This window comes from Streptomyces sp. NPDC059989, assembly GCF_042736975.1.
In the GTDB taxonomy this organism is placed as follows: domain Bacteria; phylum Actinomycetota; class Actinomycetes; order Streptomycetales; family Streptomycetaceae; genus Streptomyces.
This window is the reverse complement of record NZ_JBHWUO010000026.1, coordinates 68,330-93,088: the sequence shown is the minus strand read 5'-3', so window position 1 is coordinate 93,088 and position 24,759 is coordinate 68,330. Positions and strand designations below refer to the sequence as shown.

The window sequence follows — 24,759 nt, the reverse complement described above, 5'->3', positions numbered from 1 at the left end:
GGCGATCAGCTCTTGACCAGCAGGCCGCGGCTGCGCAGCACCCACCGCTCGACCGGGCTGAAGACCAGCAGGTCGATCGCGATGCCGACGACCAGGATCAGGATGATCGCGAGGAACACGCCCGGCAGGTCGATGTTGTTGCGGCCGTTCTCCAGCAGCTGGCCCAGGCCGAGGCCCAGATCGGGGGAGCTGGCGATGATCTCGGCGGCCATCAGCGAGCGCCAGGAGAAGGCCCAGCCCTGCTTCAGACCGGCCAGGTAGCCCGGCAGGGCGGCCGGCATGACGATGTGCCGGGCCCCGCTCAGGCCGGTGGCGCCCAGGGTGCGGCCCGCCCGCAGGTAGAGCGGCGGGATCTGGTCGATGCCGGAGACGAGGCCGTTGGCGATGGACGGGACGGCGCCCAGCAGGATCACCGTGTACATCATCGCGTCGTTGAGGCCGAACCAGAGCACGGCCGGGGGCACCCAGGCCACCGACGGCAGCGACTGGAGGCCCTGGAGGATCGGGCCGATCGCGGCGCGGACGAACTTCACCCGGGCGACCAGCAGGCCCAGCGGGGTGCCGATGGCCAGGGCCAGCAGGAAGCCGAGCAGACCGCGCGAGACGCTGGTCCAGACGACCTCCAGCAGGGTGCCCTTGAGCCACATGTCGGACAGGCTGTCCCACACGGCGGACAGCGCCGGCAGCTTGGTCTCCTCGGTGACCTTCGCCGCGACGAGGATCTGCCAGACCAGGAGCACGAGGCCCACGGCCAGGAACGGCGGCAGGACCTTCTTGACGAGGACCTCGCGGACCGGGGTGCGGTGGGTCTCGACGGCGTCGAGGGCGTCCAGGCCGGCCTCCAGGCCCGCAAGGTCGTCGGTCTTGCCCTTGGCCGTGACCTTCGGGGTGGTGTCAGTGCTGGCCATGGCGGCGGATCTCCCCACGCAGGTGTTCAGTGATCTCAAGGGACAGCTCCGCGACGTCCGCGTCCTCGATGCGGCGCGGCTGCGGGATGTCCACGGTCCATTCCTTCGCGACCCGGCCGGGCCGCGAGGAGAGCAGGACCACGCGCTCGGCGAGCCGCACGGCCTCGCGGACGTTGTGCGTGACGAAGAGGACGGAGAGCCCCGTCTCGGCCCAGATGCGCGTGAGTTCGCCGTGCAGCACGTCACGCGTGATGGCGTCGAGCGCCGCGAACGGCTCGTCCATCAGCAGCAGCCGGCTGTCCTGGGCGAGCGCCCGGGCCAGCGCCACGCGCTGGCGCATGCCGCCCGACAGCTCGTGCACGCGCTTGCCGTACGCGCCGCCGAGCCGGACCAGCTCCAGCAGCCGCTCGGCCTCCGGCCTGCGGTCGGCCTTGGCCACCCCGCGCAGGCGCAGGGCGAGTTCGATGTTCTTGCCCGCGGTCAGCCACGGGAAGAGGGCGTGCTCCTGGAACATGAGCGCCGGACGGCCGCCGGGGGTCTCGATGGACCCCGCGGACGGCTTGTCCAGGCCCGCGACCAGGTTCAGCAGGGTGGACTTTCCACACCCCGACGCACCCAGGATGGTGACGAACTCTCCGGGAGCGACATCGAGACTGATGTCGTCCAGGACGAGCTGCGATCCGGCCGGGCCGGAGAAGGACTTCGATACGTGCTCGATGCGCGCGGCGTGCGCGTGCTGCTCCGCTACGGTGCCCTCGGCAGCCTTGGCAAGCGTGGTGGCCATGGTCGTCACCTCCTGGGATTGCTGGGTTGCGGGATTACTTGGTGCCGAGGCCGGCGTCGGAGACCTCGGGCTTGCCGGCGGCCTTCAGGACCTTGTTCAGGAGCGTCAGGTCGTAGATGCCGGTCAGGTCGGGCTGCTCGATGAGCTTGGCCTTGACGGCGTAGTCGGCCTGCTTCTTCAGCGTGTCGGCCAGCGGGTCGTCGGTGACGAGGATGCTCGTCCACGCCGGGTCGATGATCTTCGCGTCGAGCGGCTTGCCGCCCTCGGCCTCCAGCTTGGCGTTGGCGGAGGCCTTGGCCTTGTCCGGGTTGGCGTTGATCCACTCGTTGGTCTTCACCGTGCCCTTGAGCACGGCCTCGACCACGTCCGGGTGCTCCTTGAGGAACTTCTGCGACACGATGATGTTCGTGATCACGAACTTCTTGTCGGGCCACAGGGCAGTCTCGTCGAGGAGGACGGAGCCGCCGTCGGAGACGAGCTTGGAGGCCGTGGGCTCCGGAACCCAGGCGCCGTCGATGGAGCCCTGCTTGAAGGCGTCGGGGGTGACCTTGTTGTCGGTGCGGACGACGGAGACGTCGCCCTTGCCGGACTCGGGGTCGACCGTCCAGCCCTTCTCGGAGATCCAGTTGAGGAACGCGACGTCCTGCGTGTTCCCCTTCTGGGGGGTGGCGATCTTCTTGCCCTTGAGGTCGTCCAGGGTCTTGATCTTGTCCGGGTTCACGACGAGCTTGACGCCGCCGGAGGCGGAGCCGGAGATGATCTTCAGGTTGGAGCCCTTGGACTTCACGTAGCCGTTGATCGACGGCGAGGGGCCGATGAAGCCGATGTCGAGAGAGCCGCCGTTGAGGGCTTCGATCTCGGACGGGCCGGCGTTGAAGGACTGCGGCTTGATCGCGGTGGCGCCCAGTTCCTTCTGGATCAGGCCCTCCTGGAGGCCGACCAGGGCGGTGGCGTGCGTCAGGTTCGGGAAGTACCCGATGCGGACCTCGGAGGCGGAGAGCTTCGCGCCGTCGGTCGAGGCGGCGTTGGCCTTCTTGTCCTCGGGCTTGTCGGCCTCGGAGCCGTAGCCGCAGGAGGCGAGCGCACCGATCAGGAGCGGCAGGGCGGCGGCGGCGACAACGCCGCGGCGCAGGGTCTTACGGGTGGTGGCGATACCGGTGGCAGGCACGGGAGGACTTCCTCTCGTGACGCGGTCATCTCATGACGCACGTCTTCGTCTGTGGAGCAAGGGCGGATACGGCTCGTGGGGGGTGTGGGCGCGCAGGCAGTGCGCGTACGTCATCGCGCACATCGCCCCACCCCTCCCTGGCCGCTGCCGAGGGCGCCGCTGCCTACGCGGCCGCCCTCCTTCGCGAAGGTGGAGTAGATGTCGGCAAGCATGATCTAGAAGTCCCACCCTTCTTCATCCGCCTGGACGGTGGTCTCCGCCTTGGAGGCGAAGGACTCTCCGGCCATGCCCGCCGCGAGGGTGGTTCCGTCGGCCGGGTCGATCAGCAGGAAGGACCCGGTGCGGCGGGAGTCGGCGTACGCGTCGAGCGCGAGCGGCTCGGCGGTACGGACGACCACGCGGCCGATGTCGTTGGCCACGAGCTGCCCGGGGTTCGGGTGCTGGGATAGGTCGTCGAGGGTCAGCCGCGAGGGGATCTCCTTGACGATCGCCTTGACCGTGCGCGTCGTGTGCTTGATCAGCACCCGGGCGCCGACGGCCAGGGGCTGGTCCGCCACGTGGCAGACCGTCGCCTCGACGTCCTGCGTGGTGGCCGGCGCGCTCGCGGACGGCGCGATCAGGTCGCCGCGCGAGATGTCGATGTCGTCCGCCAGGCGCAGGGTCACCGACTGCGGGGCCCAGGCGATGTCGACGCTCTCGCCGAGCGCGTCGATGCCCACGATGGTGCTCGTACGGCCCGAGGGCAGCACGGTCACGGCCTCGCCGACGCGCAGCACGCCGGAGGCGATCTGGCCCGCGTAGCCGCGGTAGTCGGGGTGCTCCGCGGACTGCGGACGGATCACGTACTGCACCGGGAAGCGCGCCGGGCAGGCGGTGAGGTCGTGGCTGACCGGGACGGTCTCCAGGTGCTCCAGCACCGTCGGGCCGCCGTACCAGTCCATGTTGGCGGAGGGCTCGACCACGTTGTCCCCGGCCAGGGCCGAGATCGGGATCGCGGTGATCTCCGGGACGCCCAGGTCGGAGGCGTACGCGGTGAACTCCTCGGCGATGGCCGCGAAGACCTTCTCCTCGTAGCCCACCAGGTCCATCTTGTTGACGGCCAGCACCACGTGCGGGACGCGCAGCAGCGCGGCGACGGCCGCGTGCCGGCGGGTCTGCTCGATCACGCCGTTGCGGGCGTCGACCAGGACCACGGCCAGGTCGGCGGTGGAGGCGCCGGTGACCATGTTCCGCGTGTACTGCACGTGCCCCGGGGTGTCCGCGAGGATGAACCGGCGGCGCGCGGTGGCGAAGTAGCGGTACGCGACGTCGATGGTGATGCCCTGCTCCCGCTCGGCCCGCAGGCCGTCGGTGAGCAGCGCGAGGTCGGGGGCCTCCTGGCCGCGCTGGGCCGAGACGGCCTCGACGGCCTCCATCTGGTCGGTCAGGACCGACTTGGAGTCGTGCAGCAGCCGGCCCACCAGGGTGGACTTGCCGTCGTCGACGGAACCGGCGGTCGCGAAGCGCAGCAGGGTGGTCGCCGACAGATCGGCGAACTGCTCGGTGGTGCTGGTCATGTCTAGAAGTACCCTTCGCGCTTGCGGTCTTCCATCGCGGCCTCGGACATCTTGTCGTCGGCGCGGGTGGCACCCCGCTCGGTGAGGCGGGAGACGGCGATCTCGGCGATCACGGCGTCCAGCGTGGCGGCGTCGGAGTCGACGGCGCCGGTGCAGGACATGTCACCGACGGTGCGGTAGCGGATCAGGCGGGTCTCGGGGACCTCGCCCTCCTTGGCGCCGCCCCACTCGCCGGCCGTCAGCCACATGCCGTTGCGCTGGAAGACCTCGCGCTCGTGGGCGAAGTAGATCTCCGGCAGCTCGATGCCCTCGCGGGCGATGTACTGCCAGACGTCCAGCTCGGTCCAGTTCGAGAGCGGGAAGACGCGCACGTGCTCGCCGGGCGCGTGGCGGCCGTTGTAGAGCTGCCACAGCTCGGGGCGCTGGCGGCGCGGGTCCCACTGGGAGAACTCGTCGCGGAGGCTGAACACCCGCTCCTTGGCGCGGGCCTTCTCCTCGTCGCGGCGGCCGCCGCCGAAGACGGCGTCGAACTTGAGCTGCTGGATCGCCTCGGTCAGCGGGACGGTCTGCAGCGGGTTGCGGGTGCCGTCCGGGCGTTCGCGCAGCTTGCCCGCGTCGATGTAGTCCTGGACGGACGCCACGTGCAGGCGCAGTCCGTGCTTCTCGACGGTGCGGTCGCGGTACTCCAGCACCTCGGGGAAGTTGTGGCCCGTGTCGACGTGCAGCAGCGTGAAGGGCACCGGCGCCGGCGCGAACGCCTTCAGCGCCAGGTGCAGCATGACGATGGAGTCCTTGCCGCCGGAGAAGAGGATCACCGGCTTCTCGAACTCGCCCGCCACCTCGCGGAAGATGTGCACGGCCTCGGACTCGAGGGCGTCGAGGTGCGACAGCGCGTAGGGAGCGTCCGTCTCGTCGTGGACGTGTGCGACGGTCGTCGTCATGCCAGACCCCTCTCGGTGAGCAGCGCGTGCAGGGCCGAAGCCGACTCCTGCACGGTCTGCGTGTGCGACTCGATACGGAGGTCCGGGGACTCCGGCGCCTCGTACGGGTCGTCGACCCCGGTCAGACCGGAGATCTCGCCCGCCGCCTGCTTGGCGTACAGGCCCTTCACGTCACGCTCGGAGCACACCTCGACCGGGGTGGCCACGTGCACTTCGAGGTAGTTCGTCTCGGCGGCCGCGTGCCGCTTGCGGACGGCCTCACGGCTGTCCCCGAACGGCGCGATCACCGGCACCAGCGCCTTGACGCCGTTGCTCGCGAGGAGTTCGGCGACGAAGCCGATCCGCTGCACGTTCGTGTGCCGGTCCTCGCGGCTGAAACCGAGGCCGGCGGAGAGGAACTCGCGGATCTCGTCGCCGTCGAGGACCTCCACGCGGTGGCCCTCGGCGCGCAGCCGGTCGGCCAGCGCGTAGGCGATGGTGGTCTTGCCCGCGCTCGGCAGCCCGGTCAGCCACACGGTGGCGCCCTGGTCGCTCACGCTCATCTGCTCAGTCTCCGTAGGTTCTTTGCTGTCCGTCATCAGCCGTGCAGTCCGCACTCGGTCTTGCCCCGCCCGGCCCACCGGCCGGCGCGGGCGTCCTCGCCCTCCGCCACACGGCGCGTGCACGGGGCACATCCGACGGAGGCGTAGCCGTCCATCAGCAGCGGGTTGGTGAGCACGCCGTGCTCGGCGACGTAGGCGTCCACGTCGTCCTGCGTCCAGCGGGCGATCGGCGAGATCTTGACCTTCTGCCGCTTCTCGTCCCAGCCGACCACCGGGGTGTTCGCCCGGGTCGGGGACTCGTCGCGGCGCAGGCCCGTCGCCCACGCGTCGTACGAGGTCAGGCCCTCTTCGAGGGGCTTGACCTTGCGCAGCGCGCAGCACAGGTCGGGGTCGCGGTCGTGCAGCTTGGGGCCGTACTCCGCGTCCTGCTCGGCCACCGTCTGGCGCGGGGTGAGCGTGATGACGTTGACGTCCATCACGGCCTCGACCGCGTCGCGGGTGCCGATGGTCTCCTCGAAGTGGTAGCCGGTGTCGAGGAAGACCACGTCCACGCCGGGGAAGGCGCGGGACGCCAGGTGGGCGACGACCGCGTCCTCCATGGACGAGGTGACACAGAACTTCTCGCCGAAGGTCTCGGCCGCCCAGGTGAGGATCTCCAGCGCGGAGGCGTCCTCGAGGTCCCGGCCCGCCTGCTCGGCCACGGCTTTGAGACTCACGTCTTGAGTGGTGGTCATATCTCGTCCCCTCCAGCGGTGTTCGACTGAACGCCCCGGGCCAGCAGCCCGAGGTACTTCAGCTGGAAGGCTCGGTTGCAGGCCCTGCATTCCCAGGCGCCGTGGCCTGTTTCATTCGGAAACAGGTCCTCGTCGCCGCAGTACGGGCAGTAGAACGGTGCGGCGCGCTCGCTCACGACAGATCCTCGTCCTTGGCGCGCCCGACCCAGGCGGCGAAGCGCTCCCCGTCCTCACGCTGCTCCTCGAAGCGCGTGACGACCCGCTCGACGTAGTCGGGCAGACCGGCCGAGGTGACCTTGAGGCCGCGGACCTTGCGGCCGAAACCGGCCTCCAGGCCGAGGGCGCCGCCCAGGTGGACCTGGTAGCCCTCCACCTGGTTGCCGTCGTCGTCCAGGACCAGCTGGCCCTTGAGACCGATGTCCGCCACCTGGATACGGGCGCAGGCGTTCGGGCAGCCGTTGATGTTGATGGTCAGCGGCTCGGCGAACTCCGGCAGGCGGCGCTCCAGCTCGTCGATCAGCGAGGCGCCGCGCGCCTTGGTCTCGACGATGGCCAGCTTGCAGAACTCGATGCCGGTGCAGGCCATCGTGCCGCGGCGGAACGGGGACGGCTTGACCCGCAGGTCCAGCGCCTCCAGGGCGGCCACGACGGAGTCCACCTGGTCGGCCTCGATGTCGAGGACGATCATCTTCTGCTCGGCGGTGGTGCGCAGGCGGCCGGAGCCGTGCTGCGAGGCCACGTCCGCGATCTTGGTGAGGGTGGCGCCGTCCACGCGGCCCACGCGGGGCGCGAAGCCGACGTAGAACTTGCCGTCCTGCTGCTGGTGGACGCCGACGTGGTCGCGCCACTGGCCGCTGGGCTGCTCGGGCGCGGGGCCGTCGGTCAGCTTCCGCTTCAGGTACTCGTCCTCCAGGACCTGGCGGAACTTGGCCGGGCCCCAGTCGGCGACGAGGAACTTCAGGCGGGCGCGGGTGCGCAGCCGGCGGTAGCCGTAGTCGCGGAAGATCGAGATGACGCCCTCGTACACGTCCGGGACCTCGTCGAGCGAGACCCAGGTGCCGAGGCGGACACCGAGCTTGGGGTTGGTGGACAGACCGCCGCCGACCCAGACGTCGAAGCCGGGCCCGTGCTCGGGGTGGTTCACGCCCACGAAGGCGATGTCGTTGATCTCGTGCGCCACGTCGAGCAGCGGCGAGCCGGAGATCGCGGACTTGAACTTGCGGGGCAGGTTCGAGAAGTCCGGGTTGCCGACGATGCGGCGGTAGATCTCGTCGATGGCGGGCGTGCCGTCGATGATCTCGTCCTGGGCGATGCCGGCCACGGGCGAACCGAGGATGACGCGGGGCGTGTCACCGCAGGCCTCGGTGGTCGACAGCCCGACGGCTTCGAGCCGGCGCCAGATCTCGGGGACGTCCTCGATCCGGATCCAGTGGTACTGCACGTTCTGCCGGTCGGTGAGGTCGGCCGTGCCGCGCGCGAACTCCTCGGAGATCTCGCCGATGACGCGGAGCTGCTCGGTGGTCAGCCGGCCGCCGTCGATGCGGACGCGCAGCATGAAGTACTTGTCGTCCAGCTCCTCCGGCTCCAGGATCGCGGTCTTGCCGCCGTCGATCCCGGGCTTGCGCTGGGTGTAGAGACCCCACCAGCGCATACGGCCGCGGAGGTCGTTCGGGTCGATCGAGTCGAAGCCCGTCTTGGAGTAGATGTTCTCGATGCGTGTCCGCACATTGAGACCGTCGTCGTCCTTTTTGAACTGCTCGTTGCCGTTGAGGGGCGTGTGGTGTCCGACGGCCCACTGACCCTCACCGCGGTGACGGCCGGTCTTGCGGCGCGCGGCGGCTGCGGGGGCGGCTGCGGGCGTTTCGGGGGTGGCGGCCATGGCGGTACGTCCTTCTTCGGCGGCTCAGGGCAGGGGCAAGGGAGGGGTGCGGCGGCGTGACCCCTGGGCGACTGAGCGGGTGTGGCTGATCGCCGCGCCTTTGCCGGGGTGGCCGGCGGACAGGGCGGTATTCGGCCTTCAGGGGACTGCGATGATCGACACTTCCACGGCGACGATGCCGGGATTGTGGCGATGTGCGGCGGTTGCTGGTTCCGTCAGCGAGCCGGACAGATGGCGCTGGACATGCGGCCGAGGTCGACGTGCCGCCGACTCACCAAGGCAATTCCAGCTCCATTCATGGCGGAAGCGTGTCATGTGCCGATTGGAGGAGTCCACTACTGTCCACAATGCGGACGAACTCGTCCCGGATCGTGGGATGGCGTGATCGGGGTCACCTCCGGAGCCCCCGCCGGGTCCGGGGCGGAGCCCCGGGAGCCGGCGGCCCGCCCGGAGGGTTACGCGCCCGGCCAGGGGCCGGGGGTCGGGGCGGACTCCTTCGGCTCCGTTTCCGTCTTGAAGACCTTGAAGCCCCGCCGCAGGTAGTTGTCCATCGCCGTCGGACCGTCCTGGCTGCACGTGTGGAGCCACACGCGCCGCGTCGCCTCACGCCCCGGCCAGCGCGACGCGAGGTCCCATGCCCGGGCGATGCCCACCGACAGCAGGTGCCCGCCGATCCGCCGGCCCCGGAAGTCCGGCAGCAGGCCGAAGTAGATGATCTCCACCACACCGTCGTCCTGCGGGTCGAACTCCACGTACCCCGCCGGCGTGCCCCGGTCGTACGCCACCCACGTCTCCACGCCCGGCCGCCCCAGCTGCTCCACCCACTGCGCGCGGGTCAGGGACAGCCGGTCCGTCCAGTGGATGTCACCGCCGACCGAGGCGTAGAGGAAGCGGCTGAATTCGGGGGAGGGGACCTCCGCCCGGGCGATGGTGATCTCGGGGCCCGGGGGAGTCGCCGGTATGAGGTCCGTCGGAGAGGTCATTTCCAGGGACCAGGTGGTGAGTGTGATGGTGCTCATGCACGTCAGGGAATCACGCCGGACCCCGAACGGCCCAGGCGGGCCCTGATCACCGCGGGGGCGGTGGAGTGGGGGAGCAGCCCCGCCGGGTCCTGCGGACGGATCAGCTCCACCTCCACGTCCTCCGCGAAGCGGTACGGCCGGTGGGTCAGGACGCCCGCAAGGTGGCGGCGTACGCGCGACAGCTCCGCCCGGATCGTCACCGTGCGCGTCGGATCCCCGAACAGCTCGGCGGCCAGCTCCGCCGCCGAGCGCCCCCGCGGGCTCTCCGCCAGCAGGAACAGCAGCTCCGCGTGGCGCGGGCTCAGCTCCTGGGACCAGCTCCCGGCGGCCCCGTACACCGTCACCGTCCAGGATCCGGCCCGGCTGAGGTCGAGGACGACCCGCGTCACCCCCGTACTCGTGCGGTCCTGCGCGATCCGCAGCAGCCAGCCGCCCGGCAGCGGCTCCACCGCGCACTCCCCGAGCTGCGGCACCCACACCCGGCCCGGCCCGAAGGACTTCGGCAGCGGGACGCGGTCCACGGGGGCCAGGCCCGTGACGGCCGCGATCCAGCCGTTGGGGTCCACCGCGACGGCCCGCCCCGGCAGCCGCGCCAGCAGCGGGGCCGCCACCGTCCGCAGCCGCTCCAGCGACTCCAGGTGCCGGATGCGCAGCTCCCGCTCCGCGAGCCGGGCCACCGAGCTCACCCAGGCCAGGGTCGCCGGGTGCATGGTGGCCAGCGGCCCGCTGACGTCGACCACGCCCAGCAGCTGCCCGTCCCGCGGGTCCCGTACGGGCGCCCCCGCGCAGGTCCAGTCGTGGTGGCTGGAGACGAAGTGCTCCGCCGAGAACACCTGGACGGGCCGCCGGGTCACCAGCGCGGTGCCCACCCCGTTCGTGCCGACCACGGCCTCGTCCCAGTCGGCCCCCACCGCGAAGCCGAGCCGGTCCGCCTTGCGCAGGATCGAGGAGTGGCCCTCCCGCCACAGCAGCCGCCCGTCGGCGTCGGCGACGACCATGATGTGCAGGGCCTCGTCCAGCGCCGGAAGCAGCCCCTCCCGCAGCACCGGAAGGATCTCCCGCAGTGCCGAGACGTGCCGCCGCTCCTCGGTCTCGGCGGCCGACAGCATCCGTGAGCGCGCGTCCCGGTCCGGATGGACCCCGCCCGCCATCATCCGGCGCCAGGACTCGGCGATCTCCGGGCGCGGCGCGGCCGGCGGCCGGTCCCCGGCCAGCGCGGCCGCCCGTACTCCCTTGAGCAGACGCGCAGCCTCCCGCGCGTCCATGGCCGAGATGCGCGCCACGTCTACCGCGCTGCCTGCGGATTTGGCCACCAGAACCTCCCCGTGCGAACTGGACGTGCGGACGTGCGGACGTGCGAAGGAAGCCGCCCGGGCGGTCCGCGAAGACCGATTCCCCCGGCACCCCCGGCGGGCGGCTGCCGACTCAAAGGTTGCAACGGTATGCAACTCTCGCCAAGTCCCGGTCACCCGACCGAAACTGTCCGGACGCCGCTCGGCGGCGTGACAGCTCCTCCTCGGGGCTTCTCGGATCAGGGGTGGTGCCGAGTCGGCGCGGCGCCACCCCTGTTCCCGGTCGACGGGCCCGGATCCGGGCTCGGAGCGGTCGTGGGGACCTTGGGGGGTCCCCGGCGCCCCTCCCTAGCCTGCGATCCGCGCCCGTTCCACGACTCCTCGCAGATCGAGGCTGTGCGGCAGCGTGCCGAAGGCCGTGCCCCAGTCGCCGCCCAGCCGCGAGGCGCAGAACGCGTCCGCCACCTCCGGCGGAGCCCACCGCACCAGCAGCGATCCCTGGAGCACCAGCGCCATGCGCTCCACCACGCGGCGGGCCCGCGCCTCGATGCCCTCCAGGTCGGCGAGCTCCGTCAGCAGGTCCTTGATGGCCGAATCCAGCCGGTGGTCGGCGCCCCGGGCGAGCCCGACCTCCTGGAGGAAGGCCCCCAGCGCCTGCGGCTCACGTTGGAGGGCGCGGAGCACGTCGAGGGCCTGGACGTTGCCCGACCCCTCCCAGATGGAGTTCAGCGGGGATTCGCGCAGCAGTCTCGGCAGGCCGGACTCCTCGACGTAGCCGTTGCCCCCCAGACACTCCAGGGCCTCCGCCACCATCGGCGTACAGCGCTTGGTCACCCAGTACTTCGCGGCGGGCACGGCGAGGCGCAGGAAGGCCTTCTCCTGCTCGGTGCCGGCGTCGTAGGCGGCCGCGAGGCGCAGGGTCAGGGTGGTGGCCGCCTCCGACTCCAGGGCGAGGTCGGCGAGGACGTTGCGCATCAGCGGCTGGTCGATGAGCGGTGCTCCGAAAGCAGAGCGGTGCTCCGCATGGTGAACGGCCTGCGTCAGCGCCTGCCGCATCAGCGACGCCGAGCCGATCACACAGTCCAGCCGGGTCGCCGCGACCATCTCGATGATGGTCCGCACCCCCCGGCCCTCCTCGCCGACCCGCCGCGCCCAGGTCCCGTCGAACTCCACCTCGCTCGACGCGTTCGACTTGTTGCCCAGCTTGTCCTTCAGCCGCTGGATCGCGAACACGTTGCGCGTCCCGTCCGGCAGCACCCGCGGAACCAGGAAGCAGGTCAGCCCGCCCGGAGCCTGCGCCAGCACCAGGAAGCCGTCGCACATCGGAGCCGAGCAGAACCACTTGTGCCCGGTCAGCAGGTACTCGCCGGACGCGTCCAGCGGCACCGCCGCCGTCGTGTTCGCCCGTACGTCGCTCCCGCCCTGCTTCTCCGTCATCCCCATGCCGAAGAGGACACCGGCCTTCTGCGCGGCCGGCCGCAGCCCCTCCTCGTACACGTGCGAGGTCAGCCGGGGCTCCCACTCGGCCGCCAGCTCCGGATCGGCCCGCAGCGCCGGTACGGCGGCATGCGTCATCGAGATCGGGCAGCCGTGGCCGGCCTCGGCCTGGGACCACACGAAGAATCCGGCGGCGCGGCGCAGGTGCCCGGCCGGCCGCCCCCAGGCGTCGGTCAGCCCGGAGGACACGGCGTGCCCGAGCAGGCGGTGCCAGGCAGGATGGAAGTCGACCTCGTCGATCCGGTTCCCGTACCGGTCGTGCGTCCGCAGTTTCGGCGGATTTTCGTTCGCCTGCGTCCCCCATTCCTGGGCCTGAGCGGAACCCGCGGCGCGCCCGAGGGCGGTGAGCTCCTCGCGTACCCCGCCGAGGAGTTCGGGGTCCGCGGAGGCGAGATGACGCTCCACGCCCTCGGTGAGGGCGCGGTCGCCCCCGTAGACGTCGTAGCCCACCAGGGGCGGGGCCTGATTGGTGACTGTGTGGGTGGTGGCTGCCATGCCGATACCGTAAGGACGTGCAGCCAGCAAAAGAAACACCCGAGGGGATCCCAGGACGCCATGGACGGCTCCACCGGGCCCGCGCCCTCTACCGGAACGTCTCCAAACGGAAGATGGGCTGGCTGCTGCTGAAGGACACCGTCAACTCCTGCATCGAGTACCGGATCCTCGGGCTCGCGGCCGAAGCGGCGTTCTTCACCCTGCTCTCGCTGCCCCCGCTCTTCCTCGGCCTGCTGGGCCTGCTCGGCTACGTGGACGGCTGGACGGACACCCGGACCGTCGAGAGCATCGAGGAGAACATCCTGGGCGCGGTCGGCACGGTCCTGTCCGACCGGGGCGTCAACGACATCGCCAGACCCCTCCTCGACGACGTCACCGGCCGCGGCCGCCCGGACCTGATCTCCCTCGGTTTCGCCTTCGCCCTGTGGTCGGGCTCGCGCGCGGTGAACGTCTTCATCGACACCATCACCGTCATGTACGGGCTCGACGGGCAGCGCGGCATCGTCAAGACCCGCCTGCTGGCCTTCCTGCTGTACATCATCGCGCTGCTGATCGGCGCGATCGTGCTGCCGCTGATGGTGGTGGGGCCGGACGCGGTGGTCCGGCTCGTGCCCTGGGGCACCGAGGTCATCGCGGTCCTGTACTGGCCGACCGTGACCTTGCTGTCCATCGCCTTCCTGACGACGCTCTACCACGTGTCGGTGCCCGTGCGCTCCCCGTGGATCGAGGACGTGCCGGGCGCGCTGGTGGCCCTCGCCATGTGGGTGCTGGGCTCCTTCCTGCTGCGGATCTACCTGACCAACACCGTCGAGGGGCCCACGATCTACGGCTCCCTGGCCGCCCCGGTGGCCGTCCTCCTGTGGATCGGCATCTCGGCCTTCGCGGTGCTCGTGGGCGCCGCCGTGAACGCGGCCATCGACCGGGTCTGGCCGTCCGTGGCCACGGCGGCGGCGCGCGAGGCGAACGAGCGGGCGCGCGAGGCGGAGGCCGCGCAGCTGATCGCGCGGGCCGCCGCCTGGCGGGCGATGGCGGAGGGCGAATCGGAGGACGACGAGGACGAGGGCATGCCGTCGGAGTTCCCGGAGCGCTGGTCGAAGTTCCTGCCGCCGGAGGACTACTCGTCCCGGCTGCGCAAGCACTGACCCCGCGGCCCGGGCCCGGTCAGCCTCAGCCGTTCACTCCTTGGCCCAGACGATGAGCCGGCCGCTCATCGTCGGGCTGTACTCCTTGCTGACGTCCTCGATGAGGGCCAGGGCCACGGAGCCCTTGTCGGTGACCGAGCACAGGGCAGCGCCCTTCACCAGGCCGCGCCCCTGCGCCGCGCCGCCTCCCAGCTGCACGGGTCCGAAGCCGGTACCCGCGGCGGCCCGGCAGTTCTCGAAGGTCTGGGGCTGCCCCGCGCGCAGCACCCCGACCTGCCGGCCGGTGGCGGACCGCAGCTGCACGTACGTCGCCGCGTCACCCGCATTGCCGCACCCCAAGTCCTCCGGCCGGTACTCCAGCTCGGTGGCGGTGGTCTGCTCCGCCGGCGCGGTGTCCCCGTCGCGCCGCACCTTGACGGACGTGGACACCCCGGCGTCGAGGTCGACCAGCAGTGTCTCGCCGCACGGCGGGGGCGCGATGCCCCACCGGCCCTGCTGGGGCCGGTACCCGGCCGGAGCCGACAGGTCCGGGCCGGCCGCCGGTGACGGGGACGTCGAGGACGTGCCGGGCGAGGGGGCCAGCGGGGCGACCGAGGGCGTCGCCGACTTCGACGGGGACGGCGTGGTCTGCGGGGTCGACGCCGAGGCGGCCGGTGCCGAGGCGCCGGCGGCGTGCGGCGGCGGGTCGTTCCTTTCCGACGTGGCGAACACCGTGGCCACGGTCCCCACGACGGGAACCACGATCCCGATCACCCACCAGGCCCAGCGCGGCGGGTGGCCGGACGGCGCCACCGGCGGCACGGGGCCCATCTGAGGCGGCTGCCCCGGCATCGGCGGGATCCTCCCCGGATCCTGCTGCCCGACTCTCTCGGTCACGTCTCAACTCCCCCTGGTGACAACGGATGCGGTGACCTTACCGGCGCGACGGCAGGCGAAGCCATCGATCTTCGTCCTGTGCCGGACGCGAAGCGGCAACGGGTTCCGACGCGGGGATTGACGTTCCGTCAGATCGAGGCGCACGTTATATCGGAACCCCGATATAACCCGGGAGCCCCCATGCAGCCCCACGAGTCCGCACCCGCCCGGTCATCCGCACCTGCCCAGCCGCCCGCACCCGCCCAGCCGCCCGCACCCGAGCCGCCGGGACCGCCGCGGGCGAAAGGGCGACAGGCCGTACGGAAGTCCGAGACCCGGTCCCGGCTCATCGACGCCGCCGCCGAGCTGTTCGCCCGCAAGGGCTACCACGCCGTCTCGGCGGAGGCCGTCGCCGAGGCGGCCGGGCGGACCACCGGGGCGCTCTACAGCCACTTCGGCGGCAAGGAGGGGCTGCTGCTGGCCCTCCTGGAGGTCTGGAAGGAGCGGACCGCGGAAGAGCTCGCCGCCGAGATCGCCGACAGCGCGGACCCGGCGGACCCGGCCGTGCACTTCTCCGCGATGTGGCGCAGCCTCACCCGCCCGCACCCCGAACACGGCGACTCCTGGCTGCTCCTGGAGACCGAGCTCTGGCTGCACGGTGCCCGAGGCCCCCTCATCGGCACGCAACTCGCCCACCGCTACGCCGAGATCCGCGCCCAGCTCGGCGAGGGCCTCGCCGACTGGGCCGAGGCCGCCGGCACCCCGCTCGGCCGCCCGCCCGAGGAGACCGGCGCCCTCGTCCTCGGCGTCCTGCTCGGCCTCGCCATGCAGCACCGCCTGGACCCGCACGGCATCCCCGACTCCGTCGTCCTCGAAGCGCTGGGCGCCCTCCTGAAGGCACCCCGAAGGGAAGTGGACTCGTGAACCCCACCGGTATCCCCACCGGCATCCCCATCGGCGACATCGACCTGCTGGAAGACACCTGGGCCCGCGAGGTCCCGCACGCGCAGTTCACCCGGCTGCGCCGCGAGGACCCCGTCCACTGGCACGAAGTACCGGGCCCGGGCCGCCAGGACGGCTTCTACGCGATCACCCGCCACGCCGACGTCAAGGCGATCAGCCGCGACCCCGAGCTCTGGTCCACCGAGCTCGGCTCCTTCATGGTCCGCGACCAGAGCCCCGAGTCCCTGGAGACCCTGCGCCTGGTGCTGCTCGGCATGGACGCCCCGCGCCACTCCCGCTACCGCGCCCTGGTCAGCGCCGGCTTCACCCCCCGGGTGGTACGCCGGCTGGCGGCCCGGATCGGCGAGCGCGCGGCCGCCCTGGTGGACACGGCGGTCGTCCCAGGCCGGGACATGGACTTCGTCTCCGCGGTGGCCGCCTGGCTGCCGATCCAGACGATCTGCGAGATGGTCGGCGTACCGCCGGGCGACGAGCGGCTGATCTTCGACTGGAGCAACCGGATGGCCGGCGGCCAGGACCCGGAGCTCTCCGCGGGCCGCCACGACAGCGACGCGGCGGCCGCCGAGATCTACGCCTACTGCGACGCGCTGGCCGCCGATCGGCGCGCGCACCCCCGGGAGGACATCCTCTCCACCCTGGTGCACGCCGAGGTCGACGGGGACCGGCTCACGCAACACGAGATCAACATGTTCTTCGTGCTGCTGTGCGTCGCGGGCAACGAGACCACCCGCAACCTGCTCTCCGCCACCCTGCTGGCCCTGGCCGAACACCCCGCCGCCCGCGCCGAACTGGCCGCCTCCCCGCGGGACGAGGCGCTGTGGGCCTCGGCGACGGAGGAGTTCCTGCGCTGGGGCGGCTCGATCCACAACTTCCGCCGCACCGCGACCCGCGACACCGTCCTGCGCGGGCGTCCGATCTCCGCGGGCCAGAAGGTGGTCACCTACTACACCTCCGCCAACCGCGATGAGGAGGTCTTCGCCGACCCCTTCACCTTCGACATCCGCCGCACCCCCAACGACCACCTCGCCTTCGGCGGCGGGGGCCCGCACTTCTGCCTGGGCGCCGGCCTGGCCCGTACGCAGATCAAGGCCCTGATCGGCGAACTGCTCGCCCACCACCCCGACTTCGCCCTCACGGGCCAGGTCCGCCGGCTCCGCTCCGACTTCATCAACGGCATCAAGTACCTGCCCGTACGGTTCGGTTAGCGCCGGCGCAGGGGCGCCGCTTCAGTCCTGGCGGCGTGCGGCCACCACCGCGCACACCGCCGCCAGCGGCAGCTCCGCGCCCGCCGCCAGCAGGAGGGCCATGCCCTGGCCGCCGGTCCCGGCCGAGGTCGTGACGTCGAACCAGGCGTCCATCACCAGCAGCGCGGCGGTCGCCGCCGCCACCGGCGACACCCGCGGGTCCCGCTTGCGCAGGAGCGTCCCGGTCCCGGCCAGTCCGGCGGCCAGCATCAGGTCCAGGCCGATCCAGGCGGTGGCCCAGTTCGAGACCTCGGCGGTCTGCGGCACCGTCTTGGCCAGTACGAGCATCCAGGGCACCAGCGCCACACCGGCTCCGGTCAGGACGGTGGCCGCCCGGGGGGTGCGCCAGGTGCGGGCCTGCGGGGCGACGAGTGCCATGGCTGCGGGTCTCCTTCCGGCCCGGCGGTCCGTCCCCCGGGCACACCACCAGCCTCATCCGCCGGGCCGCCGAGATCAGTAACCCCTCTGTCCGAACCGGGGGTGGTGCCAGATACACCCCCGTGCGGGCACCAGCGTGATGGCAGGCCCCTGATCAGTGCGATTACCGTACGGGCATGGCAACTCCCGGCCCGCTGCGGCGCGCGCACACCTGGATCGCGGGCCACGCGCCGTGGTCGGCGTGGGCCTGGCGCAACACGGCCTTCACGGTGGCCGCGATCCCGCCGGCCCTCCCCGCCGTCCTCGGCCTCACGTACGCGGCCCTGCGACCCGGGCAGGGCGTGGTCCCGCTGCTCCTGATCCTGGCGCTGTCCCCGCCGCTCACCCTGCTCCAGCGCAGCCGCTTCTGGGCGCTGCTCGGCCTCGACGTGCCGGCGGTCGTGCGGGAGAACCGGTGGTCGAGCCCGCGCGGGCTGGCCGAGCGGGTGCGCTCCGAGGCGACGTGGCGGCAGTACGGCTACCACCTCCTGGTCAGCCCGCTCGCCGCCGCCGGCGGCGCCGTGGTGGTCCTGGCGTGGGCCCTCGGCGCGGCCGCCGCGAGCCTCTACGGCTGGTCCTGGATCCTGCCCGCGGACACCGGCACCACGGGCTGGACCAACGAGTCCGACCTCATCACCGCAGGCGGCGCCCTGCTGCTCCTGGCCGCGCCCTGGCTCGCCGCGCTCTTCACGCGCCTGGACGCCGTCGCCGCGGCCGCCCTCCTCGGCCCGAACCGGGCCCGCGAGCTGGAACGGCGCGTCGAGGACCTGGCGGAGAGCCGGGCCGGGGTGCTCGACGCCGCCGACCTCGAACGCCGCCGGATCGAGCGGGACTTGCACGACGGAGCCCAGCAGCGGCTCGTCGCCCTCGCCATGAACCTCGGCATCGCCCGCGCCACCCTCCCCGACCTGCCGCCCGAGGCCAGGGCCGTCATCGACGAGGCCCACCGGGAGGCCAAGGAGGCCATCGAGGAGCTCAGCAACCTCGTACGGGGCCTGCATCCGGCCGTGTTGGAGGACCGGGGCCTGGACGCCGCGCTCTCCGGGGTCGCCGCCCGCGCCCCCTTCCCCGTCGAGCTGACCGTCGACCTCGCCTCCCGGCCGGGCCCCACCGTGGAGGCCGTCGCCTACTTCGTGGTCTCCGAGGCCCTGGCCAATGTGGCCAAGCACGCCAGGGCGGACCACTGTTCGGTACGGCTCGTACGAACGGCGGGCCGCCGGGGCGACGTACTGGCCGTCACCGTCACCGACGACGGGGTGGGCGGAGCCGACCCGGCTCGCGGCACCGGCCTGGTGGGCCTGCGCAAACGCGTAGGGTCGGTGGACGGAACCATCATGATCAACAGCCCCCTCGGGGGCCCGACCGTCATCACTGTGGAGCTGCCGTGCGGGCTGTGATCGCCGAGGACTCCGTCCTGCTGCGCATAGGACTCGTCAAAGTCCTCGAAATGGCCGGATTCGAGGTGGCCGCCGAGACGGGGGACGCCGAGGCGCTGCTCGCCGCGGTGGACGAACACCGCCCCGAACTCGCCCTCGTGGACGTCAGGATGCCACCCGGATTCACCGACGAAGGCGTGAGGGCGGCCCTGATGATCCGCCAACAGAGCCCGGACACGGCGGTCTTGCTGCTCTCGCAGTACGTGGAGGAGCGGTACGCCGCCGATCTCCTGGCCGCGCAGAGCGGCTCGGGCATCGGCTACCTGCTCAAGCAGCGGGTCGCCGACGTCGAGGACTTCATCGACGCCCTGCGGCGCGTCGCGGCAGGCGGCACCGCGCTCGACCCGCAGGTCGTCGCCCAGCTCCTGCTGCGCCGCGGCGGCGGCCCGGACCCCCTCGAACGCCTCACCCCGCGCGAGCGCGAGGTGCTGGCCCTGATGGCCGAGGGCCGCTCGAACGCCGGGATCGCCGCCGAACTGGTGGTGAGCGAGAGCGCGGTGGCCAAGCACATCAACAGCATCTTCGCCAAGCTCGACCTGCCCCCGGCGGACGGGGACCACCGCCGGGTCCTCGCGGTCCTGCGCTTCCTGGACGGCACCCCGTGACGTCTCCCGGCCCGCCCGGCCCGCCCGGCCCGTCCGGCCCGACTCGCGCGACGGCCCAGGCCCGCCCGTGGCAGCGGACGGCGTGGATCGCCGCGGCCGTCCTGAGCGCTCTCCTGATCGTGGCGCCGGCCACCTGGCAGGCGTGGTCGTACTCGACCTCCCGGAGCGGCGTCGCGGTGGGCGGCAGCGACGGCCGCCCGGTGACCGCGCTGGAGATCGTGGGCGGCGGCGCGAACGTGACCGTCACCCCGCGCGCGGACCAGGAGGTCGGCTACCGCGCCGAGTTGAGCTGGTCTCTGAGGGCGCCCACCATCGAGGAGAGCTGGCTCGGCGACACCCTGAGGCTGACCCCGCGCTGCCCCGGCGTGGGAAGTTGGCTGACCTCGGGGGTCGGCTGCTCGGTCCAGCTGGGCGTCACCGTGCCCGTCGGCATCCCGGTGAAGGTGACGGCCGGATCGGGCCAGGTCGACATCAGCGGCCTCGGCGGCACCGTCGACGCGGACGTCGGCTCCGGCCGGATCAACCTCACGGCGCTCCGCGGCGCCCTGCGCGCCAAGGTCGGCTCCGGCAGCCTGGTGGCCACCGGCCTCACCTCCACCGAGGCCGACATCCGGGTCGATTCCGGCCGGGCCGCCGCGGTCTTCCTCACCCCGCCGGACCACGTGACCGCCCGCGCCGGCTCGGGCCGCGTGGCGGTGACCGTCCCCGCGGCCACCCGCTTCCGCGTCACCTGCGAAGCGACCGGCGGCCGCTGCCAGGTCCCGCCCGCACTCCACGACCCGTCCTCCCCCCGCACCCTGGACCTGCGGACGGCCGTTGGCCGCGCCGCGGCCACCTACCCGGAGCGCTGAGCGGCATCACCGCTCGGAGGGCGCCACCTTGCCGAGCCAAGTGGCCGCCTCGTCCGCGCCGAGCACCCGCTCCAGCACCAGGTCGCCGTGCATACCGGGGAAGAACCGCCCGGCGGGCCACCCGCGCCGGTAGGGCGGCGGATCGAGGACGAGCAGCCGGGCGCCGTCGACCACGCGGATGTCGGACGGGCTGCCCTCGTTGAAGATCCAGCCTCCGTCCGCGCCGACCAGGTTGAACGCCCCGCTGGTCGGGACCTGCCCCGGGGCGTCCCGGCACACCGCGATCTCCCGCGCCGACGGCGCCTCGCCGGGCAGGTGCTCCCCGCCGATGAGCACACCCGCGAGCAGCGTGTGCAGCTGGAAGTTGTCGCCGATCCCGTGCATGCGCAGGGCGTAGCCGGTCCCGGAGGGGCGGTGCAGGACGAGGAGCGGCTCGTCGTCCAGCACGCGCAGCGCGTACGTCAGGCACTTGAAGTCGTGGCCGGACGCCTCGGCGGCCCGCTCCACGAGCGCCGACAACTCCGCCTTGCCCTCGACCATCCGGCGTGTGGCCCGGGCATTGAGCACGGCGACGCCCGCCATCTCCCACTGCGGCAGGGTGAGCCAGCCGACGGCGAGCTCGTACCCCGTCCGCTCGACGATCTCGTCGGTGAGCGGGTCGTCCAGGTCGGGCAGCTCGTCGTCCCCCGTCCTCGCCCAGCGCTCGCAGAATTCAGCGGCGGCCGAGAAGGCCTCCCGCGCCCCGGCGAAGATCCCCGGCGCACACGCCAACGCGTCCGCGCCCCGCTCGACACAGGCCCCGACCACCACCGCGACCGCGGCCCGCGGCCCCGGCGGCACCTCCGGCAGCAGCGCCGCCAACCGCGGACCCGCCTCCCGGCACGCGTCGGCGCGGGCCTTCCCGGCCAGCCGGTGGAGCCTTGAGAACGCCCGCTCCGCCCCCTTGGTGTCCTGGGCGCGCACGGCCTTCTCGAAGTCGGCCACGGCCCCCGGGAACGCCCTCCTGCCAAATATCATGCGCACATACTGCAGCACGGTCCGATCCGGTGAAGACGCAGGTCAGCCAGTCGCCCGCCAGCCCGCCGGCCCGTCAGCCCGTCAGCCCGTCAGCGTTCCGACAGTTCCGACGGGGCCTCCTGGAGCACCCAGCCGTTGCCGTCCGGGTCCTCGAAGGAGAGGAAGGAGTTCCAAGTGTCGCCCTTGCCCTCCTCCCAGCCCGCCGCGCCGACGTGGCGGATCGGGGAGGCGTCCACGCCCCGGGAGACCAGCTCGTCGCGGGCCGCCTCGATGTCCGTGACGCAGAGCTGGAGGCCCTGCAGGGTGCCCGGGGCCATCGCCTTCGCGCCGGGCGCCGGCGGCAGGCCGTGCTCCAGCGCGATCGAACACCGCGAGCCGGGCGGGGTCAGCTGGATGATGCGGACGCCGGGGGCGACCTCGTCGTCGAGGTCGACCCTGAAGCCGACCTTGTCGGCGTAGAACTCCTTCGACCGGTCCAAGTCGGTGACAGGGACCAGAACGACTTCGAGCGTCCAGTTCACGGCAGGTCTCCTCGGAAGCGCGACAACGCCAAGGGCGGAGGGTCCACCGTCGCCCAGGAGGGCCCGCCGCGCACGTCGAAACGCCCGTCCGGCCGGGACTCGCCGAAAAAACAATTGGCCCCGTCGCGAGGGAGCTTGTTACGGTGGATCCGTTCCCGCCGATCGGCCGGAGCACATCGGCACGTGCATGACCCGGAGGTGAGTTCGTTGATGACTGTCGTCGCGCAGGGCGCTGCCCGCACTCAGAAGACCATCAATGTCACTTCCGTGGTCTCCGGCTGACCTCACACCTTTCCGCGCGCCGCCGAGCGAGCGCGCGTGCTGCCGGGGCCACCCTGTGAAGGGTTCCCCTTGTCTTACACCTCTTCTTTCCCGCAGGCCTCGCTCTCGCACGCCCTCACCCCCTTCGGCTGGGACGACGCGTGGGCGGCCGAGTTCACCCCGTACGCCGAGCAGGGCCTCGTGCCCGGCCGGGTCGTACGCGTCGACCGCGGCCAGTGCGACGTCATGACCGCGGACGGCATCGTCCGCGCCGACACCGCCTTCGTCACCCCGCACGACCCGCTCCGGGTCATCTGCACCGGCGACTGGGCAGCCGTGGAGGCCTCCGGCAACCCGCGGTACGTGAAGGCGTACCTGCCGCGCCGGACCGCCTTCGTACGCTCCACCTCCTCGCAGCGGTCCGAGGGGCAGATCCTCGCCGCGAACGTCGACCACGCGATCATCGCCGTCTCCCTCGCCGTCGAGCTGGACCTGGGGCGCATCGAGCGCTTCCTGGCCCTGGCGTGGGAGTCGGGGGCGCAGCCGCTGGTCGTACTCACCAAGACGGACCTGGTCCCGGACCCGGCGACGCTGGGCCACCTGGTCCAGGACGTGGAGACCACCGCCCCGGGGGTTCAGGTCCTCACCGTCTCCGCCGTCACAGGGGAGGGCACGGACATCCTGTCCGCCGTCCTCGGGGGCGGTACGAGCGTGCTGCTCGGCATCTCGGGCGCCGGAAAGTCCACGCTGGCCAACGCGCTGCTCGGGGCCGATGTGATGGAGGTCCAGGAGGCCCGCGAGGTCGACGGCAAGGGCCGGCACACCACGACGACCCGCAACCTGCTCGCCCTGCCGGGCGGCGGCGTGCTGATCGACACCCCCGGGCTGCGGGGGGTGGGGCTCTGGGACGCCGAGGCGGGCGTCGGCCAGGTCTTCTCGGAGATCGAGGAGTACGCGCAGCGGTGCCGCTTCCACGACTGCGCGCACGAGGCGGAGCCGGGGTGCGCGGTGCTGGGCGCCGTGGCCGGCGGTGAGCTGCCGGAGCGGAGGCTGGAGAGCTACCGCAAGCTGTTGCGGGAGAACCAGCGGATCGTGGCGAAGACGGATGCCAGGGTCCGGTCGGAGATCCGCCGCGACTGGCGCCTCAAGTCGGCGGAGGGCCGGGCCAATTACGCCGCCAAGCGGGGCGGCCGGGCCTGATCCCGAGCGGGGTCCCCCGCTTCCCCCTGCCCCCGCGGCTGCGGTCCCGTCGCGGGGGCTTCGGCCTGTGTCCTGGGCCGGCCGCCGTTGCGGGGGCGCTGCCCCCGAGCCCCCGCTCCTCAAACGCCGGAGGGGCTGGATCTCGGGGCTCCGCCCCGTACCCCGCTCCTCAAGCGCCGGAGGGGCTGGATGTGGCGGGCGTAGGCCTGGAAGTGCGCGTCAGCGCAATGCCAGTCCTACGCACGCGCATTGGGCGAGAGTGCCGCCACCAGTTGGGGCAGGTTGTCGCCGGCCACGATGAGGGCGAGGTGGTCGTGGTAGTCCCGGCTGTTGACGATCAGGCCGTCGCGGACCCGCAGTACCTGGATGTTGGCGGACTCGAAGGTCCGTCCGGTCAGCCGGTGGTGCACCCGGTAGTCGAACTCCGCGACGACCACCTCGGGGTCGTCGGTTTCCCGGACGACCACGTTCGCCGGGGTCAGTTCCACGGGCGAACTCGCCGAGACCTGGGCGAACCGCTCCCTGAGTGCGGCCCGCCCCTCGACCCGGCGCGGGCCGACCGGTTCGAAGACGGTCTCCACCACGGCGTCCTCGGCGTAGAGCTCGGCCAGCTCCGTGAAGCGTCCCGCGCCGATGCCGTCGATCAGCCTCTGGAAGACTTCGCGCGGTGACAGCGTTTCAGGCATGACCAACCTCCAGTGGGAAACCGATCCCCGGATAGAATAGGACTAGCGACTCCGTTTTCACGATACGGACTGGGTAGTCCGGTTGTCCAGAGCGGTGGGTCTGCCGTCGACGGCGAAAGGTGGGAGTGGGATGGGTGGCGCTCAGGAGCGCCCGCTGCGGGCCGACGCCGCCCGCAACCGGGCCAGGCTGCTGGATGTCGCCACGGAGGTGTTCACCACCCGCGGCGTCGGCGTGCCGACCGAGGAGATCGCCCGGACCGCCGGGGTCGGAGTCGGCACGCTCTTCAGGCACTTCCCGACCAAGGAGGCGCTGCTGGAGGCGGTGATGGTGCGCAGGCTGGAGGAAATGGCGGCCCAGACCGCGCGGCTGGCCGCCGAGGCCGGGCCCGCCGAAGCCTTCTTCGGCTGCTTCCGCCTGGTGGTGGAACAGTCCGAGGGGAAGAGCGAGTTCGCGCAGGCCCTCGCCGCGGCCGGGGTCGACGTGCATGCGTCCCTGCAGGGGCCGACCAGGGAGATCCAGGCCCGGCTGGCCGAACTGCTGGCCGGGGCGCAGCGGGCCGGGGCGGTCCGCCCGGAGCTGGGTCTGCCGGAGTTCATCGCCCTCCTGGCCGGTACCGGCAGGGCGCTGGAGCAGCTCGGAGCGGACCCGGAGCCCCGGGAGCGGATTTTCGCGGTGGTCTTCGACGGGCTGCGGCCGCAGCGCTAGGCCGTTTCTTTCGGATCATCGACCGGCATACTGGGCG

26 protein-coding genes are annotated in these 24,759 nt (G+C 72.1%); 8 read left to right on the top strand and 18 right to left on the bottom strand.

Translation table 11 applies throughout. From position 1 onward, the window contains the following. Window positions 1-5: 5 nt before the first annotated feature. From ACFWBN_RS23560 to ACFWBN_RS23500, 13 genes are all read right to left on the bottom strand, one after another. Window positions 6-908 carry an ABC transporter permease gene (locus tag ACFWBN_RS23560; protein WP_385178871.1) on the bottom strand — a complete coding sequence of 301 codons (903 nt, stop codon included), beginning with the start codon at window positions 906-908 and terminating at the stop codon, window positions 6-8. After that, on the bottom strand, window positions 895-1,692 hold the full coding sequence (locus tag ACFWBN_RS23555) for an ABC transporter ATP-binding protein (RefSeq protein WP_385178870.1): 798 nt from the start codon (window positions 1,690-1,692) through the stop codon (window positions 895-897). Before ACFWBN_RS23555 ends, ACFWBN_RS23560 begins: the two co-directional genes overlap by 14 nt. A 34-nt stretch (window positions 1,693-1,726) precedes the next feature. Continuing rightward, window positions 1,727-2,845, bottom strand: a complete 1,119-nt coding sequence (locus tag ACFWBN_RS23550; protein WP_385178894.1) for an aliphatic sulfonate ABC transporter substrate-binding protein — start codon at window positions 2,843-2,845, stop codon at window positions 1,727-1,729. 230 nt (window positions 2,846-3,075) lie between these two features. Beyond that, entirely contained in the window at window positions 3,076-4,416 is a 1,341-nt protein-coding gene (locus ACFWBN_RS23545) for a sulfate adenylyltransferase subunit 1 (protein ID WP_385178869.1), read from the bottom strand. Window positions 4,417-4,418: 2 nt separating this feature from the next. Further along, on the bottom strand, window positions 4,419-5,357 hold the full coding sequence (gene cysD / locus ACFWBN_RS23540; RefSeq protein WP_385178868.1) for a sulfate adenylyltransferase subunit CysD: 939 nt from the start codon (window positions 5,355-5,357) through the stop codon (window positions 4,419-4,421). After that, window positions 5,354-5,899 (bottom strand): adenylyl-sulfate kinase, encoded by a 546-nt coding sequence (cysC, locus tag ACFWBN_RS23535; RefSeq protein WP_385178867.1) that lies wholly within the window; start codon window positions 5,897-5,899, stop codon window positions 5,354-5,356. The genes cysD and cysC overlap by 4 nt, the downstream gene beginning before the upstream one ends. A 35-nt stretch (window positions 5,900-5,934) precedes the next feature. Continuing rightward, window positions 5,935-6,633 carry a phosphoadenylyl-sulfate reductase gene (locus ACFWBN_RS23530; protein WP_385178866.1) on the bottom strand — a complete coding sequence of 233 codons (699 nt, stop codon included), beginning with the start codon at window positions 6,631-6,633 and terminating at the stop codon, window positions 5,935-5,937. Next, the gene (locus ACFWBN_RS23525) at window positions 6,630-6,809 is read right to left on the bottom strand and encodes a hypothetical protein (RefSeq protein ID WP_053785636.1); all 180 of its coding nucleotides are present in this window, start codon (window positions 6,807-6,809) and stop codon (window positions 6,630-6,632) included. The genes ACFWBN_RS23530 and ACFWBN_RS23525 overlap by 4 nt, the downstream gene beginning before the upstream one ends. Further along, window positions 6,806-8,512 (bottom strand): nitrite/sulfite reductase, encoded by a 1,707-nt coding sequence (locus tag ACFWBN_RS23520; protein ID WP_385178865.1) that lies wholly within the window; start codon window positions 8,510-8,512, stop codon window positions 6,806-6,808. Before ACFWBN_RS23520 ends, ACFWBN_RS23525 begins: the two co-directional genes overlap by 4 nt. A 215-nt stretch (window positions 8,513-8,727) precedes the next feature. Next, entirely contained in the window at window positions 8,728-8,811 is an 84-nt protein-coding gene (locus ACFWBN_RS23515; protein ID WP_312847410.1) for a putative leader peptide, read from the bottom strand. Window positions 8,812-8,967: 156 nt separating this feature from the next. Then, window positions 8,968-9,531 (bottom strand): GNAT family N-acetyltransferase, encoded by a 564-nt coding sequence (locus tag ACFWBN_RS23510; protein ID WP_385178864.1) that lies wholly within the window; start codon window positions 9,529-9,531, stop codon window positions 8,968-8,970. A 5-nt stretch (window positions 9,532-9,536) separates the two neighbouring features. After that, the gene (locus tag ACFWBN_RS23505; RefSeq protein ID WP_385178893.1) at window positions 9,537-10,799 is read right to left on the bottom strand and encodes a GAF domain-containing protein; all 1,263 of its coding nucleotides are present in this window, start codon (window positions 10,797-10,799) and stop codon (window positions 9,537-9,539) included. A 375-nt stretch (window positions 10,800-11,174) separates the two neighbouring features. Further along, window positions 11,175-12,818, bottom strand: coding sequence for an acyl-CoA dehydrogenase family protein (locus ACFWBN_RS23500; protein WP_385178863.1), 1,644 nt, complete (start codon window positions 12,816-12,818; stop codon window positions 11,175-11,177). A 17-nt stretch (window positions 12,819-12,835) separates the two neighbouring features. Between ACFWBN_RS23500 and ACFWBN_RS23495 the strand changes: the two genes are divergently transcribed. Further along, window positions 12,836-13,960: a YihY/virulence factor BrkB family protein gene (locus ACFWBN_RS23495; protein ID WP_385178862.1), complete on the top strand. Its 1,125-nt coding sequence runs from the start codon at window positions 12,836-12,838 to the stop codon at window positions 13,958-13,960. Window positions 13,961-13,993: 33 nt separating this feature from the next. On the opposite strand, the gene ACFWBN_RS23490 is transcribed toward ACFWBN_RS23495, so the two are convergent. After that, on the bottom strand, window positions 13,994-14,836 hold the full coding sequence (locus tag ACFWBN_RS23490) for a hypothetical protein (protein ID WP_385178861.1): 843 nt from the start codon (window positions 14,834-14,836) through the stop codon (window positions 13,994-13,996). Window positions 14,837-15,016: 180 nt separating this feature from the next. Here ACFWBN_RS23490 and ACFWBN_RS23485 point away from each other — a divergent pair, with 180 nt between their 5' ends. Together ACFWBN_RS23485 and ACFWBN_RS23480 are read left to right on the top strand one after the other, a co-directional pair. After that, a complete protein-coding gene (locus tag ACFWBN_RS23485; protein WP_385178860.1) occupies window positions 15,017-15,739 on the top strand; it encodes a TetR/AcrR family transcriptional regulator in 723 nt (240 codons plus the stop codon). Further along, window positions 15,736-16,983 carry a cytochrome P450 gene (locus ACFWBN_RS23480; RefSeq protein WP_385178859.1) on the top strand — a complete coding sequence of 416 codons (1,248 nt, stop codon included), beginning with the start codon at window positions 15,736-15,738 and terminating at the stop codon, window positions 16,981-16,983. The genes ACFWBN_RS23485 and ACFWBN_RS23480 overlap by 4 nt, the downstream gene beginning before the upstream one ends. 21 nt (window positions 16,984-17,004) lie before the next feature. Here ACFWBN_RS23480 and ACFWBN_RS23475 read toward each other — a convergent pair whose 3' ends face one another. After that, complete coding sequence (locus tag ACFWBN_RS23475; protein ID WP_385178858.1) at window positions 17,005-17,400, bottom strand: LPXTG cell wall anchor domain-containing protein; 396 nt, start codon at window positions 17,398-17,400, stop codon at window positions 17,005-17,007. A gap of 176 nt (window positions 17,401-17,576) precedes the next feature. On the opposite strand from ACFWBN_RS23475, the gene ACFWBN_RS23470 reads away from it, so the two are divergent. From ACFWBN_RS23470 to ACFWBN_RS23460, 3 genes are read left to right on the top strand one after another with little or no spacing between them, the layout of a single operon-like run. Then, the gene (locus ACFWBN_RS23470; protein WP_385178857.1) at window positions 17,577-18,836 is read left to right on the top strand and encodes a histidine kinase; all 1,260 of its coding nucleotides are present in this window, start codon (window positions 17,577-17,579) and stop codon (window positions 18,834-18,836) included. Then, window positions 18,824-19,480, top strand: a complete 657-nt coding sequence (locus ACFWBN_RS23465) for a response regulator (RefSeq protein WP_385178856.1) — start codon at window positions 18,824-18,826, stop codon at window positions 19,478-19,480. Before ACFWBN_RS23470 ends, ACFWBN_RS23465 begins: the two co-directional genes overlap by 13 nt. Beyond that, on the top strand, window positions 19,477-20,331 hold the full coding sequence (locus tag ACFWBN_RS23460) for a hypothetical protein (RefSeq protein ID WP_385178855.1): 855 nt from the start codon (window positions 19,477-19,479) through the stop codon (window positions 20,329-20,331). The genes ACFWBN_RS23465 and ACFWBN_RS23460 overlap by 4 nt, the downstream gene beginning before the upstream one ends. A 6-nt stretch (window positions 20,332-20,337) precedes the next feature. On the opposite strand, the gene ACFWBN_RS23455 is transcribed toward ACFWBN_RS23460, so the two are convergent. Next, a complete protein-coding gene (locus ACFWBN_RS23455) occupies window positions 20,338-21,348 on the bottom strand; it encodes a hypothetical protein (protein WP_385178854.1) in 1,011 nt (336 codons plus the stop codon). Window positions 21,349-21,437: 89 nt separating this feature from the next. Continuing rightward, window positions 21,438-21,869, bottom strand: coding sequence for a VOC family protein (locus tag ACFWBN_RS23450; protein WP_385178853.1), 432 nt, complete (start codon window positions 21,867-21,869; stop codon window positions 21,438-21,440). A gap of 351 nt (window positions 21,870-22,220) precedes the next feature. On the opposite strand from ACFWBN_RS23450, the gene rsgA reads away from it, so the two are divergent. Further along, window positions 22,221-23,330 (top strand): ribosome small subunit-dependent GTPase A, encoded by a 1,110-nt coding sequence (gene rsgA, locus ACFWBN_RS23445; protein WP_385178852.1) that lies wholly within the window; start codon window positions 22,221-22,223, stop codon window positions 23,328-23,330. Window positions 23,331-23,566: 236 nt separating this feature from the next. On the opposite strand, the gene ACFWBN_RS23440 is transcribed toward rsgA, so the two are convergent. Then, the gene (locus tag ACFWBN_RS23440) at window positions 23,567-24,016 is read right to left on the bottom strand and encodes a nuclear transport factor 2 family protein (RefSeq protein ID WP_385178851.1); all 450 of its coding nucleotides are present in this window, start codon (window positions 24,014-24,016) and stop codon (window positions 23,567-23,569) included. Window positions 24,017-24,146: 130 nt separating this feature from the next. Between ACFWBN_RS23440 and ACFWBN_RS23435 the strand changes: the two genes are divergently transcribed. Further along, window positions 24,147-24,722, top strand: a complete 576-nt coding sequence (locus tag ACFWBN_RS23435; protein ID WP_385178850.1) for a TetR/AcrR family transcriptional regulator — start codon at window positions 24,147-24,149, stop codon at window positions 24,720-24,722. Window positions 24,723-24,759 lie beyond the last annotated feature (37 nt).

Bases quoted from the DNA above. Each gene is read 5' to 3' on its own strand.
- ACFWBN_RS23435 (WP_385178850.1), top strand. From the start codon at position 24,147: ATGGGTGGCGCTCAGGAGCGCCCGCTGCGGGCCGACGCCGCCCGCAAC.
- cysD (WP_385178868.1), bottom strand. From the start codon at position 5,357: ATGACGACGACCGTCGCACACGTCCACGACGAGACGGACGCTCCCTAC.
- ACFWBN_RS23500 (WP_385178863.1), bottom strand. From the start codon at position 12,818: ATGGCAGCCACCACCCACACAGTCACCAATCAGGCCCCGCCCCTGGTG.
- ACFWBN_RS23555 (WP_385178870.1), bottom strand. From the start codon at position 1,692: ATGGCCACCACGCTTGCCAAGGCTGCCGAGGGCACCGTAGCGGAGCAG.
- cysC (WP_385178867.1), bottom strand. From the start codon at position 5,899: ATGAGCGTGAGCGACCAGGGCGCCACCGTGTGGCTGACCGGGCTGCCG.
- ACFWBN_RS23505 (WP_385178893.1), bottom strand. From the start codon at position 10,799: ATGGACGCGCGGGAGGCTGCGCGTCTGCTCAAGGGAGTACGGGCGGCC.
- ACFWBN_RS23455 (WP_385178854.1), bottom strand. From the start codon at position 21,348: ATGATATTTGGCAGGAGGGCGTTCCCGGGGGCCGTGGCCGACTTCGAG.
- ACFWBN_RS23475 (WP_385178858.1), bottom strand. From the start codon at position 17,400: ATGGCACTCGTCGCCCCGCAGGCCCGCACCTGGCGCACCCCCCGGGCG.
- ACFWBN_RS23485 (WP_385178860.1), top strand. From the start codon at position 15,017: ATGCAGCCCCACGAGTCCGCACCCGCCCGGTCATCCGCACCTGCCCAG.
- ACFWBN_RS23510 (WP_385178864.1), bottom strand. From the start codon at position 9,531: ATGAGCACCATCACACTCACCACCTGGTCCCTGGAAATGACCTCTCCG.
- ACFWBN_RS23530 (WP_385178866.1), bottom strand. From the start codon at position 6,633: ATGACCACCACTCAAGACGTGAGTCTCAAAGCCGTGGCCGAGCAGGCG.
- ACFWBN_RS23440 (WP_385178851.1), bottom strand. From the start codon at position 24,016: ATGCCTGAAACGCTGTCACCGCGCGAAGTCTTCCAGAGGCTGATCGAC.
- ACFWBN_RS23515 (WP_312847410.1), bottom strand. From the start codon at position 8,811: ATGAATGGAGCTGGAATTGCCTTGGTGAGTCGGCGGCACGTCGACCTC.
- ACFWBN_RS23560 (WP_385178871.1), bottom strand. From the start codon at position 908: ATGGCCAGCACTGACACCACCCCGAAGGTCACGGCCAAGGGCAAGACC.
- ACFWBN_RS23520 (WP_385178865.1), bottom strand. From the start codon at position 8,512: ATGGCCGCCACCCCCGAAACGCCCGCAGCCGCCCCCGCAGCCGCCGCG.
- ACFWBN_RS23470 (WP_385178857.1), top strand. From the start codon at position 17,577: ATGGCAACTCCCGGCCCGCTGCGGCGCGCGCACACCTGGATCGCGGGC.
- ACFWBN_RS23545 (WP_385178869.1), bottom strand. From the start codon at position 4,416: ATGACCAGCACCACCGAGCAGTTCGCCGATCTGTCGGCGACCACCCTG.